The sequence below is a fragment of the Ruegeria sp. BI7 genome, assembly GCF_056537925.1.
Genome location: NZ_JBQFSK010000007.1, coordinates 59,367 through 74,295, shown reverse-complemented (window position 1 = coordinate 74,295; position 14,929 = coordinate 59,367). Strand labels below are relative to the sequence as shown.

Below are 14,929 nucleotides of genomic sequence, written 5' to 3'. Positions count from 1 at the left end.
TACCCGGCGTTTTCATTCACGAAGGACCGTACGATGTCTCGCTACTCGGCCAACGAAATCGAAGCAAAATGGCAAGAGGCCTGGGACAAGGCCGGAATCTTCACCGCCAACCACAAGGCGGACAAGCCGAAATACTATGTGCTTGAGATGTTCCCCTACCCGTCAGGCCGAATCCATATGGGACATGTGCGCAACTATACGATGGGCGACGTGATCGCGCGACACAAACTGGCGACCGGCCACAACGTATTGCACCCGATGGGCTGGGACGCCTTCGGAATGCCTGCGGAAAATGCGGCGATGGCCATTGGGGGCCATCCCAAGGACTGGACCTACGGGAACATCGCCGACATGCGTGGGCAAATGAAGCCATTGGGCCTGTCGATCGATTGGTCGCGTGAGTTTGCAACCTGTGACCCAGAATATTACGGCCAGCAACAGGCGTTGTTTCTGGATATGCTCGATGCTGGGCTTGTTTACCGCAAGAACGCCGTTGTGAATTGGGACCCGGTCGACATGACCGTTCTGGCCAACGAACAGGTGGAACAAGGGCGCGGCTGGCGCTCGGGCGCGTTGGTTGAACGCCGCGAGTTGACCCAATGGTTCTTCAAGATCTCGGACTATTCCGAGGAACTGCTCGACGCACTGGACACGTTGGAAAACTGGCCCGCAAAGGTCCGCTTGATGCAGGAAAACTGGATCGGCAAGTCACGCGGCCTGCAATTCGGGTTCGAGCGCACGGACGGAGGCGAACCGATCACCGTCTATACGACCCGCCCCGACACGCTGCTGGGCGCGTCGTTTGTGGGCATCTCGCCGGATCACCCGATTGCCAAGCAATTGGAAGCCGAGAACCCCGAAGTTGCTGAATTCGTAGCTGAATGTCGCAAAGGTGGCACCACCGAAGAAGCCATCGAAACGGCTGAAAAGCTGGGTTACGATACCGGGATCCGCGTCAAGCACCCGCTGGACCCAAGATGGGAACTGCCAGTTTGGATCGCCAACTTCATCCTGATGGACTATGGCACGGGCGCGATCTTTGCCTGCCCCGCGCATGACCAGCGCGACTTGGATTTCTGCCGCAAGTACGGCCTGCCCGTGGTCGATACGTTCTTTGCGCTGGATGACGCCACTCCGGTCGACAAAACCGCCTTCGTGCCGCCCAAGACCGAAAAAGTCCGTTGGGTGAACCATTTCGCGGGCCTCACCGAAGCCACGGGTGATGAGGCCATCAACGCCACCGTCGACTTCGCTGAAAAGGCCGGTTGGGGCGAAGGCGTCACCAAATACCGCCTGCGAGACTGGGGCCTTTCCCGCCAGCGCTATTGGGGTTGCCCGATTCCCGTTGTCCATTGCGACAGCTGCGGTGTGGTGCCCGAGAAGAAAGAGAACCTGCCGGTCCGCCTGCCCGATGATGTCACCTTTGACAAACCAGGCAACCCGCTGGACCGTCATCCGACCTGGCGCGACTGTTCGTGCCCGAACTGCGGCGCCCCGGCCAAGCGAGAAACCGACACGATGGATACGTTTGTCGATTCGTCGTGGTATTTCGCCCGCTTCACCGCCCCGCGCGCCGAAACGCCCACTGATCTGGCCGAGGCCGAATACTGGATGAATGTGGACCAGTATATCGGCGGCATCGAGCACGCGATTCTCCACCTGCTCTATTCCCGCTTCTTCGCGCGGGCGATGAACATCACGGGCCATCTGCCCAAAAAGGCCATCGAACCCTTCGATGCGCTGTTCACCCAAGGCATGGTGACCCACGAGATTTACCAGACCCGCGACGAAAACGGCCGCCCGGTCTATCACCTGCCCGAGGATGTGACCGACGGCAAACTGGCAGACGGCACCGAGGTCGAGATCATCCCTTCGGCCAAGATGTCGAAATCCAAGAAGAACGTGGTCGACCCTGTCAGCATTATCTCGGCGTTCGGTGCCGACACCGCGCGCTGGTTCGTGCTGTCCGATTCGCCGCCCGAGCGCGATGTGGAATGGACCGCGTCCGGGGCCGAGGCCGCCTATAAGCACCTCAACCGGGTATGGAACCTCTGCGACAAGATCGGGGCCATGAACCCAGCAGCCGAAGGGGAAGGCGATCAAGAGCTTTTGCGCGAGATGCACAAGACCATCCACGACGTAACCCTTGGCGTTGAGAGCTTTGGCTTCAACGCAGCGATCGCGAAACTCTACGCCTTCACCAATACGCTGGCAAAATCCAAAGCTGGCGCTGCGGCGCAAAAGCAGGCAATAAAAACGCTGGCGCAGCTGATGTCGCCGATGACGCCGCACCTTGCAGAAGATATCTGGGCACATCAAGGCGGCGAAGGCTTGGTGGCGGTAGCCCCATGGCCCGTTGCGGATCAGGCGATGCTGGTCGACGACACAGTAACCCTGCCGATTCAGATCAACGGCAAGCGCCGCGCGGAAATCAGCGTGGCCAAAGATATGGCGAAGGACGAGGTTGAAAAAATCGCGCTCAGCACCGAAGCTGTGCAAAAGGCGCTGGATGGCAATGCGCCTAAGAAGGTTATTGTTGTCCCGGGCCGGATCGTAAATGTCGTTGTTTAACCGCAGAATCCTGTTGATGATACCGCTGGTGTTGGCTGCCTGCGGCTTTGAACCGGTCTACGCGCCCGGTGGTTCGGGTGCGGCCCTGAACGGCAAGGTCGCCGTTTCAGCGCCAAACTCGGTCGACACCTATTTGCTGGTCCAAAATCTGGAACAGCGGTTGGGGCGCAGCGCGACCTCGGGCAGCGAATACAATCTGAATGTAAACGTCTCGATTGCTTTCCAGCGGTCTGCGATCACTTCGACGAACGAAACCAACCGCTATACCCTCGAAGGCAGGTCGAGCTACACGCTCAAATTAAACGAGACCGGTCAGGTCATTGCCTCGGGCACGGTCGAGAATTTCGTCAGCTATTCAGCCGCCGGATCGACAGTGTCCACGCTGGCGGACGAACGCGACGCCCGCAAACGGTTGATGGCGATCCTATCGGATCAGATCGTAAACGAACTCTATGCTGCGCCAGGCCTTGGTTCATGAAGCTCAGCCCGCGCGAGGCTGAAGGGTATTTCTCCCGGCCCGACGCCGACAAGGCCGGGCTCTTGATTTATGGTGCGGATACGATGCGCGTGGCACTGAAACGCCAGCAGGTTCTGTCGGCACTTCTGGGCGCCAATGCCGAAGAGGAAATGCGCCTGACCCGCATTCCTGGCACGGATTTGCGCGGCGATCCCGCACTTTTGTTGGATGCGGTCAAGGCCGTGGGGTTTTTCCCAGGCCCCCGCGCCGTATTCGTCGAAGACACCACCGACACCGCCGCCCCCGCATTTATCGCCGCGTTCGAAGACTGGGCCCCTGGTGATGCCCAGATTATCGTCACAGCCGGGCAGTTGAAACCCAGCTCGAAAATCCGCAAGGCGTTCGAGGCGCATCCCGCTGCCTATGCTGTCGGCATTTATGACGATCCGCCCTCACGGGCCGAGATCGAACGGATTCTGACACAGGCCGGGTTGCAGAACATCCCTCGCGATTCGATGTCTGCCCTTGCTGAACTGGCCACCGGCATCAGCCCCGGAGACTTCACGCAAACCATTGAAAAACTGTCGCTCTATAAACGTGGAGACAGTTCCGAACTGGCCATCGAGGATATCGAAGCTTGCGCGCCCCGCTCGACCGAGGCCGCGTTGGATGATGTTTTGAACGTGGTGGCTGAAGGCCGCGCCGGAGAGATCGGTCCGCTGATCCGACGGCTGCAATCACAGGGCACCAATGCGGTCAGCCTGTGTATCGGCGCAACCCGGCACTTTCGCACATTGTATGCCTGTGCCTCGGACCCCGGCGGGGCGGCACAGGGCATCGGCAAGCTGCGGCCACCGGTCTATGGCAAACGCCGTGACCGGATTTTACGCCAGGCCCAGGGCTGGGGAGCACCGAAGTTGCAAACGGCTCTGACAGTTCTGACTGATACTGACCTGTCACTGCGCTCAGCTGGGCAGACTGCGCCTGCCATGGCGCTGGTGGAACGGGCAATGATCCGTCTGGCTATGCTGGCCCGATCCCGCTAGCCGGTGCGCAACCAATCCACAGCCGAACGCCCGGCCCATCGCCCAGTCGCCATGCAAGCGGTCAGCAGATAGCCCCCGGTCGGAGCTTCCCAATCCAGCATCTCTCCGGCACAGAACACGCCGGGCATTGCGGTCAGCATTAGCCCCTCGTCCAGCACTGTACATCTGACCCCACCCGACGTTGAAATGGCTTCATCCATCGGGCGCAGGGCAGCCCCGGAAACAGGAAGTTGTTTGAGTGCAGTGGCCTCAGAGGATTGCGGCAATCCACAACGTTTCGACATCTCATGGAACAACGCAATCTTTTGCCGCGGCAGCTTCAATGACTTCTTCAGCCATTGTGACAGTGTGGTCTTGGATTTCTTTGCATCCAACCGCGACTGTAGCGCCACTGCGTCCAGATCGGGCACAAGATCGACTACCAGGTCCGCACCGGCGCGCAAAGCCGGGGTCAAAGAATACAACCCGCCGCCCTCAAGCCCCGTTGCCGATATCGTGGCTTCTCCGCGGCTGTCCAGCTCTCCGGCCATCCAACGCACCGATTTCAGCGCCGCGCCGAAATGCGGGGTCATGTGGGGGCTCCAGTCAACGGACAAGGCGGAATTCGCCGGGGCGAAGGGTGTCAGCGCGACGCCTTTCTGTTGCAAGATATCCGCCCATTGACCGTCTGACCCCAACCGCGCCCAGCTGGCCCCGCCCAGCGCCAGAATGGTCACATCCGGCTTCAGGCTCTGTGTACCTTCAGACGTATCGAAAATCAGCGCATCGCCGTCCCATCCCAACCAACGCCAGCGGGTTTGTATCCGAACGCCCGCGCCCTCAAGCCGCCTCAGCCATGCGCGCAACAGCGGCGAGGCTTTCATCACTGTCGGGAAAACCCGCCCGGTCGAGCCGGTAAACAGCTCTTGCCCCAAGCCCCGCGCCCAGTCCTGCACCTCGGCGGCGTCGAACTCAGCAATCATCGGACGCAGCCACTCCGCCGCCTCTCCGTAGGATTGCAGCAAAGTTTCGAACGGTTCGTCCTTGGTCAGGTTCAGACCCGACTTGCCCGCCATCAGTAATTTACGCGCGATCGAGGGCTTGGCCTCGGCCACCATCACATCATGGCCAGCAGCGGCCAGTTCCTCTGCCGCCATCAGGCCTGCGGGTCCGGCCCCGATCACCACTGCCTGCGCCATGTCCGTCCCCTTGCCTTTCACGCTATCCAGCGCAAATCTGTACCTGCCATGTCAGACAGCAATCCGATCTGCCCGCTCTGTGACCGCCCCATCCCGGATGGGGGCGGCAGCCTGCACCATCTGATCCCAAAACTCAAAGGGGGCAAGGGCGGACCCACGGTTTTGCTGCATGTGATTTGCCACAAAGAGATCCACGCCACCCTGACCGAGGGCGAATTGGCCCGCGCGTTCAATACGGTCGAGGCTCTGCGCACCCACCCGCGTCTGAAGAAATTCCTGATCTGGGTGCGCAAACGACCACCCGGATTTCGGTCGAAAGTTCCGGGCAAGCGACGTGGGCGCTGATCAGCCAGGCCGCACCGGATCACCAAAAGCATCCCTCAGGGACGTCGACAGCCCCTGAACCTCTAACCCCCTGTAATCCGGCGCCGGCGCAAACTGCGCCCCGGCGATGTGCTGGAATTCCAGCGTGGTATAGGGACGTTTCCAAAGCCATTCGCGGTTCTCAACGGACCAAAGGTCCGGATTAGGCGGCACATCATCGGTGAAGGCATAGAAATGCAGGTCGAACCCGTATTGGGCCACATCCTGCACTGAAAGCAGTTGCATGCCTTGCGCCCGACAGAACGCATCCTCGGCGGCTATGTCCCCTGTCCGCAAGGTGATCTGGCCGATGCAGGCTTTGGCGAATGGTGCGGCAGGGTCGGCTGCGTTGTCAGGACGGTTGCCCTGAAAGTCGTGTTGCAGCAGCTCGATCACAAACCCTTCGGGGTCTTTCAGGTGGCACATATAGCCGATGTCGCGGAACTGTTTCGGCTCCGAGACCTCGACGCCTTTTTCACGCAGATGAGAAACGGCCAGGTCAACATCGGGCACGGTAATACCGATCTTCCAATACCGCTGTCCACCATCGTGGGCATATCCGCCCCCACCCGGCATCAGCAGCAGGTCCGCGTCCTGGCCACCATAGCCAATGCGATAATTCGCCCCCTGCGCACGCGCCGTCATACCCAGAACATCCGTATAAAAATCAGTCAGTTGCTTGGGGTCGGCAACACGCAGCAGCACGGCGGACAATTTCATTGGCACATCCTTGCGATTCCAGCGGCAATTCGGGGATCGGCGGCCAGGCTGTCTGCCACCAGTTCATGCGCCGTTGGCATCAGTTGATCAGGGTCGACAACCCGGTCGACCAGACCGAAACCGTACGCTTCCTCTGCCGTGATCTTTTGCCCGGCCATCAGAATCATCTTGGTGCGCGATGACCCGATCAGGGCAGCCATACGCACCGGGTCCGAGGGTTGCGGCAAAAATCCTAGCTTCATCACCGGATAAAAGAACTTGGCTTGCGGCACCGCGATTCGGAGGTCACAGGCCAGCACCATCCCGTTGGCACCGCCCGCCAGCGTCCCGTTCAAAGCAGCCACCGTCAGACACGGCAAGGCCGCGATGGCGCCTGACAACCTCTCCCAAAGATCCGAGGTCGCCAGTCCCGCACGGACCTCATCCAGATCGGCCCCGGCGCTGAACACCTTACCCTCACCTGTCAGGATCAGGGCCCGCGCCTCATTAGCAGCTTCGGCGATCTCAACCAGTTCACTCAGCATCGCCTCGGTCAGTGCATTGGCCTTTTGCGGGTTGTTGAGTGTGACCGTCCACAACCCGTCCTTCTTGGTTAGTTTGATCACGTCAACCCTACCCTTTGCCGGATATCTTCGCGTCGCAGCGAGATTTCTGAGCCCAGAAACTCATCTGCATCCGTCGAACACATCCAAAGCAATGCCCGTGCAGGCCAATCGGCGGGAATGTGATCATCCCAATCCAGCTGGCTAACGGCATTGATGCCGCTCGCCTTGATCACCCGCTGCATATCCGTGGCCACGGTGCCCGGCGACAGGCCCATAGCACGAATGCCGTGCATTGAATTTTCAAGATGCAGGCATTCGGTCAGCATTTTAGCCCCGGCTTTCGAGGCGCAGTAGTGGCTCCACGCCTCGATCGGGTTTGTCGCCGCACCCGAAGAAACCGTGATCACCGTGCCCCCGCCCGCCGCGCGCATAACCGGTAACGCGGCGCGCATTCCGTAGAAGACACCTTTGAGGTTGATGTCGATTGCCTGGCTCCACGCGGCGACATTGGCATTGGACAAGTGAAAGATCGGATCAATGACACCCGCGTTGCCGATCAAAACGTCCAGCCCGCCAAAACGGTCGATACAATCCGCAACAGCCTGTTCGACCTGCGCAAAATCGCTGACATCGCATTGCAGCGCGATAGCATTGTCACCCAATGCAGCAGCCAGCGCATCAATCTGGTCGAGGTTACGGGCCACTAGCGCGACATTTGCCCCCGCTGCGGCAAATACGCGCCCCGCCTCGGCCCCGATGCCACGACTGGCCCCTGTTATCAGTACGGTTTTACCCTGCATATGGACCCTGTACCTCCGTTGTTTTTAGATTGTGTGAATCTTTACCGTGCCAACGGGGAAAGGGTCCAGCCCTTGCCCCTTGACGCCTGCGGCCTCAGGCACGACGATGCCGGCAAATTTGATCAAGAAGGGTTCTCAAATGTCCGCTTTCCTCCGCCGCAGCAGCGGCGCAGTTCTGGCCTATGCCGTTGTCACTCAGGGCGCGTTCGCCGATGTCACCGCCCAGCAGGTTTGGGATGATTGGCAGGCCTACCTGTCCCAGATGGGCTATACGGTTTCGGCGGAACAATCCATCTCGGGCGGGGTGACCACGATCACCGATATGAATGTTGCCTTGTCTTCGCCGGACACGGACGGATCGTTCAAAATGACCGTCCCGCAGATGACCCTGACTGAAAATGGTGACGGCACAGTCAGCATCGGTTTCCCCGAAAGCTTTCCCATGACCCTGTCCGGCGAGGAAGAGGGCGAGGCGTTTTCCGTTGATATCGAGTACTACCATACCGGGCTTGAGATGGTCGTTTCGGGCCAACCGGACGATATGACTTATGACTATTCCGCGCCCACACTTGGTCTGAAACTGGGTGGCGTACAGGTCGAGGATGAGACCCTGCCCAACGACATGCTGGCCATGGATTTCAAACTGACCGACTTGTCAGGAGATTCGCGGATGAAGATCGGCGAAACCCGCACAGTGGACCAGAAAATGACCGCAGCCGGGCTGACCTATGATCTGGGATTCACCGATCCCGAAGGGTCAGATGATGGCAAGATCAACGGGTCGATGAACCAATTGACCTTCGAAGGCACCAACGTGATCCCCGAAGATTTCGACGGCACCGACCCGCAATCCTTCTTCAACGGCGGGGTCTCATTCTCGGGTCTGTTCACCTATGCCTCGGGTCAGGCCGCGATTGAAGGGACGAGCGAAGGTCAGGCATTTTCGATGGCCACCCAATCCGAAGGTGGCCGGTTCGGCGCCAGCTTGGACGATCAGCGTCTGGCTTATGATGTCGAACAAAACAGCGCAAACCTCGCCGTGACCACGGCCGAGCTGCCGTTCCCAATCGAGATGGCAATGGCCAAGACAGGGTTAGGGTTCGAATTCCCGGTGCAGCAATCCGAAGAAGAGCAGCCCTTTGGACTGTCGGTCAACGTAACCGATTTCACCATGTCTGACGTGTTGTGGAGCATCTTCGACCCGGCAGGCGCCCTGCCGCGCGACCCGGCAACCATCGCGCTGGACGCCACCGGAACCGCAAAAATCCTGACGAACTTCTTCGATCCGGCCGCCATCGAGGCTCTGGAAACATCTGGCGAAGCACCGGGTGAGCTGAACTCGCTGAAGATCAACGAATTGCTGGTCTCAATGGTCGGAGCTAAATTGACGGGTGACGCGGACTTTACTTTCGACAATTCCAGCACCGAGGAGTTCGACGGGCTGCCGACCCCGGCCGGCGTGGCGAACCTTCAGCTGGCGGGCGCCAACGCATTGATCGACACGCTGATCACCATGGGCGTGATCGGCGAAAGCGACGCGATGGGTGCGCGGATGATGATGGGCCTGATGGCCGTACCCGGCGACGAACCGGATACGCTGAACTCGAAAATCGAGTTCACGGAAGATGGCCAGATACTGGCCAACGGTCAGCGCATCAAGTGATGTTGGGGGGCGAAGCTCAATATTACCAGAGCTTCGCCCGCTAACTGACTCAGGTCTGCAAATCCAACTCGTGGACTAGAGCTCGTGCGATACGCCGTCCGGCGGTTCGACCATTAAAATACGCGGGTGTCGGCAGATCCTTAGCAATGCTCTGCATGTGGAACCGGTACATCCCCTCATAAAATTTGAAGTTGGTCTCACACAGAAAAAATTTCCCGGTTTCTGCGCATGGAAGAATGTCATGCGCGTAAAGCCCGACGCCCACAGCATTCTTGACGCTTTTCGCGATGTCGCGGATTTGGTCAATATTGGGTTTGATCAGTAGGTCGTGAAAATGTGTTAGCATTTCAGCATCAACCGGCGTCCCCCGAGTTCGGACATTGAGTCCTTTTCCGGCTCTTATCCACGAAAACAGGACCTGTTCGCCTACTGCCATGGCACGAATGGATACATGCCAGGGCTTACCTTTGTATTCGTATTTGCAATTGATGTAATCGGTGTTGTACCGCGTGGAATCCAATTCCCTTTCGTCACTCACGAGTTGTACCGGAACATGCGCGTTTGACACTTCGTTCGAAAAAACAGTGCCGAAACTGTCACCCGCCTCAATCAACTTAGGCATGGGAACGCCCGCGGCCGTCAAAACCTTGTTCTGGCGGACTTTGTGGCCAATGACGCGCCCATGCTCAACGGAATGCAGGACCTTGTGACCCAGCGCCACGAGCTCTGCCTCACTCGCGCGCAGCCAGTCTACTTTTTGATACTGAACGACGAAAAGCTCGTTGTAATGCAGCAAAACATAGCTTTTCGGATCTGTTGTCGGGCCGCGCTCAATCAGTTCCCGGAAAGGCAAAACTTCAGCAGGGACTTGCAGCTTGGTAAGAACCCTTGTGAAATGGCTGATGATATTGCTCGACCCTTTGCCCGCGGCAACGACATGCGGCTCGTCAAAATCAACTACGAAAAACTGAGCCAAGCCAAGCTCTCCTATTTGCCTTCACTTGCCCGGGTGAAAGTTTCAATCTGTTGTGATCGTCACCCGGAAATCTGTAATGCGTCCCAACTAATGAAAGTTTATACGGAAATGCAAACCCTTCGGCTGCCCCATCTGAATTTGGGCCAAACTAAGGGGTCTGACCTGTGATCTATCTGCCCAGAGGTCTTGCGGGACGGGCGGTCCAAGGCTAGGTCCAATGCAATACAACCGGAGGCCGCATGACCCTTACACCTGAAGACATCAGCCAATCCTTAATGGACGCGGCCCGCAATGCCGGGGCCGACGCGGCGGATGCTATTGTGATCGATGGCTCTTCGGCTTCAGTCGAAGTGCGGAGCGGGGCGCTGGAACATGCCGAAAGGTCCGAGGGTACTGACCTTGGTCTGCGGGTGTTCCTGGGGCAGCGGCAGGCGATCGTGTCCAGCTCTGACAGCCGCCCGGAAACCTTGACCGCGATGGCCGAGCGCGCCGTGGCCATGGCCCGCGAAGCCCCCGAGGATCCGTTCACCGGGCTGGCCGATGCGGCCCAGTTGGCCACGGATTGGGATCTGCCCGCATTGGAATTGTTCGACCCTACCCCGGAACCAGCGGCCAAAGACCTGCTGCATGACGCGCTGGCCGCCGAAGCTACGGCACTGGCGGTTCACGGCGTATCGCAAGTATCCGATGCAGCGGCGGCTTATGGTACGCACCGTGTACATCTGGCAGCAACCAACGGTTTTTCCGGTGGCTATGCCCGCAGCAGCCGCTCGACCTCATGCGTGGCGATCTCGGGCGAAGGTACCGGGATGGAGCGCGACTATGACGGCGACAGCCGCACCTTTCAAAGCGACCTGCGCAGCCCCGAGGAAATTGGCCGCACCGCAGGTGAACGTGCTGTGGCGCTGGTCGGGGCTCAGAAACCCGCCACCGGCACATTTCCGGTGCTGTTTGACGAACGCATCTCATCCTCGCTGATCGGTCACCTGCTGGGGGCCAGCAATGGTGCGGCTATCGCGCGGGGCGCGTCTTGGCTTAAGGACTGTCTGGGCGAACAGGTGTTACCTGACCACCTGTCGCTGATCGAAGACCCGCACCGCCCACGCATCGCGGGCTCGCGCCCCTTCGACGCCGAAGGACTGCCAACGCAGCGGCGCGCCATTGTCGAAAACGGCGTGCTGACCGGCTGGACGCTTGATCTGTCCAGCGCGCGCAAGCTGGACATGACCTCTACCGGTAACGCCACGCGAGGCGTGTCGGGGCCACCTTCGCCCAGCAACTGGAACCTGAGCCTGACCCAAGGCACACACAGCCGCCAGGACCTGCTGCGTGACATGGGCACCGGGCTGCTGGTGACATCTATGATCGGCTCGACCATCAACCCAAACACGGGTGACTATTCACGCGGTGCATCAGGGTTCTGGGTCGAGAACGGAGAGATCACGCATCCGGTCAACGAATGCACCATCGCGGGCAACCTGCGCGATATGTTGAAACGGATCATCCCGGCAAACGACGCGCGCCCGTATCTGTCGCGGGTGGTTCCGTCGGTGCTGATCGAAGGAATGACACTTGCCGGCAGCTGACCTGCAACTTTTGATCGACGCCGCATTAGAGGCCGGAAAGATCGCCACCCGATACTCGGGCACAACGGCGCAGCGCTGGGATAAACCCGACGGCGCCGGACCGGTGACCGAGGCCGATCTGGCCGTCAACGCCATGCTGGAACAGCGCCTGCCCGCCGCCCGTCCATGCTATGGCTGGCTGAGCGAAGAAACCGAGGATTCCACTGACCGGCTGACGAAGGACCGGGTGTTCATCATCGATCCGATCGACGGCACGCGCAGCTTTGCCGAAGGATCGCGCACCTGGGCACACTCACTGGCCATTGCAGAACAGGGCGAAGTGATTGCGGCTGTAATTTACCTGCCCCTGCGCGATCTGCTGTATACTGCGGCCAAAGGACAAGGCGCGTTTCTGAATGGGGCGCCGATCCACGTCTCGGGCGTCACGACGCTGGACACGGCGCAAATATTGGCGGCCAAACCCAATATGAAGCCACACCATTGGCGGCAGGGTCAGGTGCCTGACTTTGAACGGGTCTATCGCCCGTCACTGGCCTATCGAATGGCGCTGGTCGGACAAGGGCGTTTCGACGGGATGCTGACGCTGCGGCCCAGTTGGGAATGGGATATCGCTGCGGGCGACCTGCTTATCCGTGAGGCTGGCGGCCGCTGTTCCGACCGGTTGGCGCAACCCTTGCGGTTCAACAACGCCCATCCGCGCCTGAACGGCGTGATCGCGGCCGGCACGCCCATTCATGACACCCTGCACGCACAGCTTGACCCGGGCAGCACCGGAATCCGCCCATGAGCCGACCGCGATCCCTCAGCCTGGCAGCCTATCGGGTTCTGTCCTGGGGCGTGTCCAACCCGAGCAGCCAACCCGAGATCCAGCGCCCTGAGGGCGAGTTGCTATGGGTCCATATCAACGCGCAGGATCGCCAGCGCGCGGTCGTAGATTTCTGCCATAGGCTGCAGCAGGTCCGACCCACTTTGCATGTGCTGCTGACAGTGCCCGCCGAAGCCGACCTGAGCCTTTGGGAGCAAGGAGACTACCCGCTGGTGAACCTGCCCTCCGAACAAGCGGGGGCAGCACGCGCGTTTCTGGACCATTGGCACCCCGAAATCGGCCTGTGGGTCGGGGGCGGGCTGATGCCCAATGTTATCACGCGCGCCGAAGAGCGCGGTATTCCCCTGATCCTGATCGAAGCACGGGTTGATATAAAGATCGCGCGCGGCGCCCGGTGGCTGCCGGACATCACCCGTTTTACTTTAGACTGTTTCAAAACCATCCTGACCACGAATTCGGAAACCACCCGGACAATCCGTCGCCTTGGCATCACGTCGGGCAAAGTCACCGACTCTCCACCATTGTATGTCAGCCCGAACCCGCAGCCCTGGCCCGAGGATGAACTGATCGAAACCAATCACGCACTGGCGGGGCGTCCCGTCTGGTTGGCAGCATGTGTGCGGGACAAGGAGTTCATCTCGATCCTTAGTGCCCATCGCCAGGCATTGCGGATGTTGCCCCGGCTGACACTGGTGCTGCATGTGGCAGACACCGCTGAGGCAGAACCACTGCAAAACCGCCTTGAGACTATGGATCTGCGTTGTACCAATTGGGACACCAGCGGTCAGATCGAAGACAACACGCAGGTTATCCTGTCCGCCCACTCCGAAGATCTGGGCCTGTGGCACCGGATCTCGCCAGTCACATTCATGGGCAGTTCGCTAGAACGCGACGCGGGTGGGCGCGATCCACTTTTTGCCGTTGCCCTTGGGTCGTCTGTCATCCACGGCCCGTTTGTGCATCGTCATCAGCAGATGTACGATCAACTGGATCGGGCCGGCGCTGCCCGCATGGTCAGATCCGCAACCGAACTGGGCGACGCCGTGGTCGAGCTGCTATCGCCTGACCGGGCTGCAGATATGGCGTTGGCCGGGTGGCAGATCGTATCCGAAGGCGCACCACAAGCGGATCAACTGATCGATATGGTGCAGGATTGCCTGGATCAGCGGAGTGCGGGTTGATGCGAGCACCTGATTTCTGGAATACCGCCCCCGACCGACTGGATATGCGCGCAAAATTGCTGGCGCCGCTGGGACGCATTTATGCCGCCGCAACCGCCCGACGGGTGGCGTCCGAGCCCGGGATGAAACCCGGCATTCCTGTCATCTGCATCGGCAACCTGAACGCAGGTGGTACCGGCAAAACCCCAACCGTAATCTGGATGATCGAGCAATTGCGCGACGCCTGGCACGAAACGCATGTGGTGACGCGTGGCCATGGAGGTTCGTTAGAAGGGCCCGTGCAGGTTGACCCAGCCAAACACACTGCCGCGCAAGTCGGGGATGAACCCCTGTTGCTGGCCGCCTTTGCCGAGGTCTGGGTGGCCAAGGACCGCGCCGCCGGCGCGCGCGCGGCGGCCGAAGCCGGGGCCAGTGTGATCCTGCTGGACGACGGGTTTCAGAACCCCTCGGTCGCCAAGGATTTCTCGGTCATCGTGGTCGATGCGGCGCGTGGGTTCGGAAATGGGTTATGCCTACCTGCCGGACCATTGCGGGAACCTGTCGATACCGGATTGCAGCGCACCGATCTGGTACTGTCGCTGGGTGATACCGACGCGCAAACCCAATTTGCCGATCGCTGGGGGGCGAAGCTGACCGTGCCCCACGCCACCGGCGCGGTTGAGCCCCTGCAAACCGGTATGGATTGGGCAGATACGCCGGTTCTGGCCTTTGCAGGGATCGGCCATCCTGAAAAGTTCTTTGCCACCTTGCGCCAACAGGGCGCGACACTCTTGCGGGCCGAGGCACTGGACGATCACCAACCGCTGACCCCTGCCCTTATGACCCGGTTAGAGAACGAGGCCCGCCTGCTGGGCGCGCAAATGGTGACAACAGAAAAAGACGCCGTGCGCCTGCCACCGGCGTTTCGCAGCAAGGTCATCACCCTGCCTGTGCGTTTGCAAGTGAATGAGGCCGACAAGGTGCGGCAGATGCTGCTGCAAATCGCCCCGTCGCCGTAAAGTGCGACCGGTCCGTGTA

Annotated in this window: 14 protein-coding genes; 9 read left to right on the top strand and 5 right to left on the bottom strand. The window is 59.9% G+C overall.

What is annotated here, in order from left to right; translation table 11 throughout:
• Positions 1–33: 33 nt before the first annotated feature.
• Genes leuS through holA form a run of 3 tightly spaced genes read left to right on the top strand, consistent with a single transcriptional unit; the run spans position 34 to position 4,074 of the window.
• Positions 34–2,571, top strand: a complete 2,538-nt coding sequence (gene leuS / locus ACR0JB_RS15740) for a leucine--tRNA ligase (protein ID WP_480645158.1) — start codon at positions 34–36, stop codon at positions 2,569–2,571.
• On the top strand, positions 2,558–3,049 hold the full coding sequence (lptE, locus tag ACR0JB_RS15735; RefSeq protein WP_170398230.1) for an LPS assembly lipoprotein LptE: 492 nt from the start codon (positions 2,558–2,560) through the stop codon (positions 3,047–3,049). The genes leuS and lptE overlap by 14 nt, the downstream gene beginning before the upstream one ends.
• Entirely contained in the window at positions 3,046–4,074 is a 1,029-nt protein-coding gene (holA, locus tag ACR0JB_RS15730; protein WP_170398228.1) for a DNA polymerase III subunit delta, read from the top strand. The genes lptE and holA overlap by 4 nt, the downstream gene beginning before the upstream one ends.
• Here the strand turns inward: holA and ACR0JB_RS15725 are convergent.
• Positions 4,071–5,252: a TIGR03862 family flavoprotein gene (locus tag ACR0JB_RS15725; RefSeq protein ID WP_170506736.1), complete on the bottom strand. Its 1,182-nt coding sequence runs from the start codon at positions 5,250–5,252 to the stop codon at positions 4,071–4,073. The two genes, holA and ACR0JB_RS15725, sit on opposite strands and share 4 nt — an antisense overlap.
• A gap of 48 nt (positions 5,253–5,300) precedes the next feature.
• Here ACR0JB_RS15725 and ACR0JB_RS15720 point away from each other — a divergent pair, with 48 nt between their 5' ends.
• Positions 5,301–5,597 (top strand): HNH endonuclease, encoded by a 297-nt coding sequence (locus tag ACR0JB_RS15720; RefSeq protein WP_170398220.1) that lies wholly within the window; start codon positions 5,301–5,303, stop codon positions 5,595–5,597.
• On the opposite strand, the gene ACR0JB_RS15715 is transcribed toward ACR0JB_RS15720, so the two are convergent.
• The 3 genes from ACR0JB_RS15715 to ACR0JB_RS15705 are packed head-to-tail and all read right to left on the bottom strand — an operon-like array spanning position 5,598 to position 7,680.
• Positions 5,598–6,335: a VOC family protein gene (locus ACR0JB_RS15715; RefSeq protein WP_170398217.1), complete on the bottom strand. Its 738-nt coding sequence runs from the start codon at positions 6,333–6,335 to the stop codon at positions 5,598–5,600. It abuts the gene before it with no gap.
• A complete protein-coding gene (locus ACR0JB_RS15710) occupies positions 6,332–6,940 on the bottom strand; it encodes an enoyl-CoA hydratase/isomerase family protein (protein WP_226689243.1) in 609 nt (202 codons plus the stop codon). The genes ACR0JB_RS15715 and ACR0JB_RS15710 overlap by 4 nt, the downstream gene beginning before the upstream one ends.
• Positions 6,937–7,680, bottom strand: coding sequence for an SDR family oxidoreductase (locus ACR0JB_RS15705; protein ID WP_480790060.1), 744 nt, complete (start codon positions 7,678–7,680; stop codon positions 6,937–6,939). Before ACR0JB_RS15705 ends, ACR0JB_RS15710 begins: the two co-directional genes overlap by 4 nt.
• Positions 7,681–7,819: 139 nt before the next feature.
• On the opposite strand from ACR0JB_RS15705, the gene ACR0JB_RS15700 reads away from it, so the two are divergent.
• Positions 7,820–9,343, top strand: a complete 1,524-nt coding sequence (locus tag ACR0JB_RS15700; RefSeq protein ID WP_480790059.1) for a DUF2125 domain-containing protein — start codon at positions 7,820–7,822, stop codon at positions 9,341–9,343.
• Positions 9,344–9,392: 49 nt separating this feature from the next.
• On the opposite strand, the gene ACR0JB_RS15695 is transcribed toward ACR0JB_RS15700, so the two are convergent.
• On the bottom strand, positions 9,393–10,319 hold the full coding sequence (locus ACR0JB_RS15695) for a hypothetical protein (RefSeq protein ID WP_480790058.1): 927 nt from the start codon (positions 10,317–10,319) through the stop codon (positions 9,393–9,395).
• 239 nt (positions 10,320–10,558) lie between these two features.
• On the opposite strand from ACR0JB_RS15695, the gene ACR0JB_RS15690 reads away from it, so the two are divergent.
• Genes ACR0JB_RS15690 through lpxK form a run of 4 tightly spaced genes read left to right on the top strand, consistent with a single transcriptional unit; the run spans position 10,559 to position 14,910 of the window.
• A complete protein-coding gene (locus tag ACR0JB_RS15690; RefSeq protein ID WP_170578130.1) occupies positions 10,559–11,905 on the top strand; it encodes a TldD/PmbA family protein in 1,347 nt (448 codons plus the stop codon).
• The gene (locus tag ACR0JB_RS15685) at positions 11,892–12,692 is read left to right on the top strand and encodes an inositol monophosphatase family protein (RefSeq protein WP_170506744.1); all 801 of its coding nucleotides are present in this window, start codon (positions 11,892–11,894) and stop codon (positions 12,690–12,692) included. The genes ACR0JB_RS15690 and ACR0JB_RS15685 overlap by 14 nt, the downstream gene beginning before the upstream one ends.
• Positions 12,689–13,912: a 3-deoxy-D-manno-octulosonic acid transferase gene (locus tag ACR0JB_RS15680; protein ID WP_170398199.1), complete on the top strand. Its 1,224-nt coding sequence runs from the start codon at positions 12,689–12,691 to the stop codon at positions 13,910–13,912. The genes ACR0JB_RS15685 and ACR0JB_RS15680 overlap by 4 nt, the downstream gene beginning before the upstream one ends.
• Entirely contained in the window at positions 13,912–14,910 is a 999-nt protein-coding gene (lpxK, locus tag ACR0JB_RS15675; protein ID WP_170398195.1) for a tetraacyldisaccharide 4'-kinase, read from the top strand. Before ACR0JB_RS15680 ends, lpxK begins: the two co-directional genes overlap by 1 nt.
• Positions 14,911–14,929 lie beyond the last annotated feature (19 nt).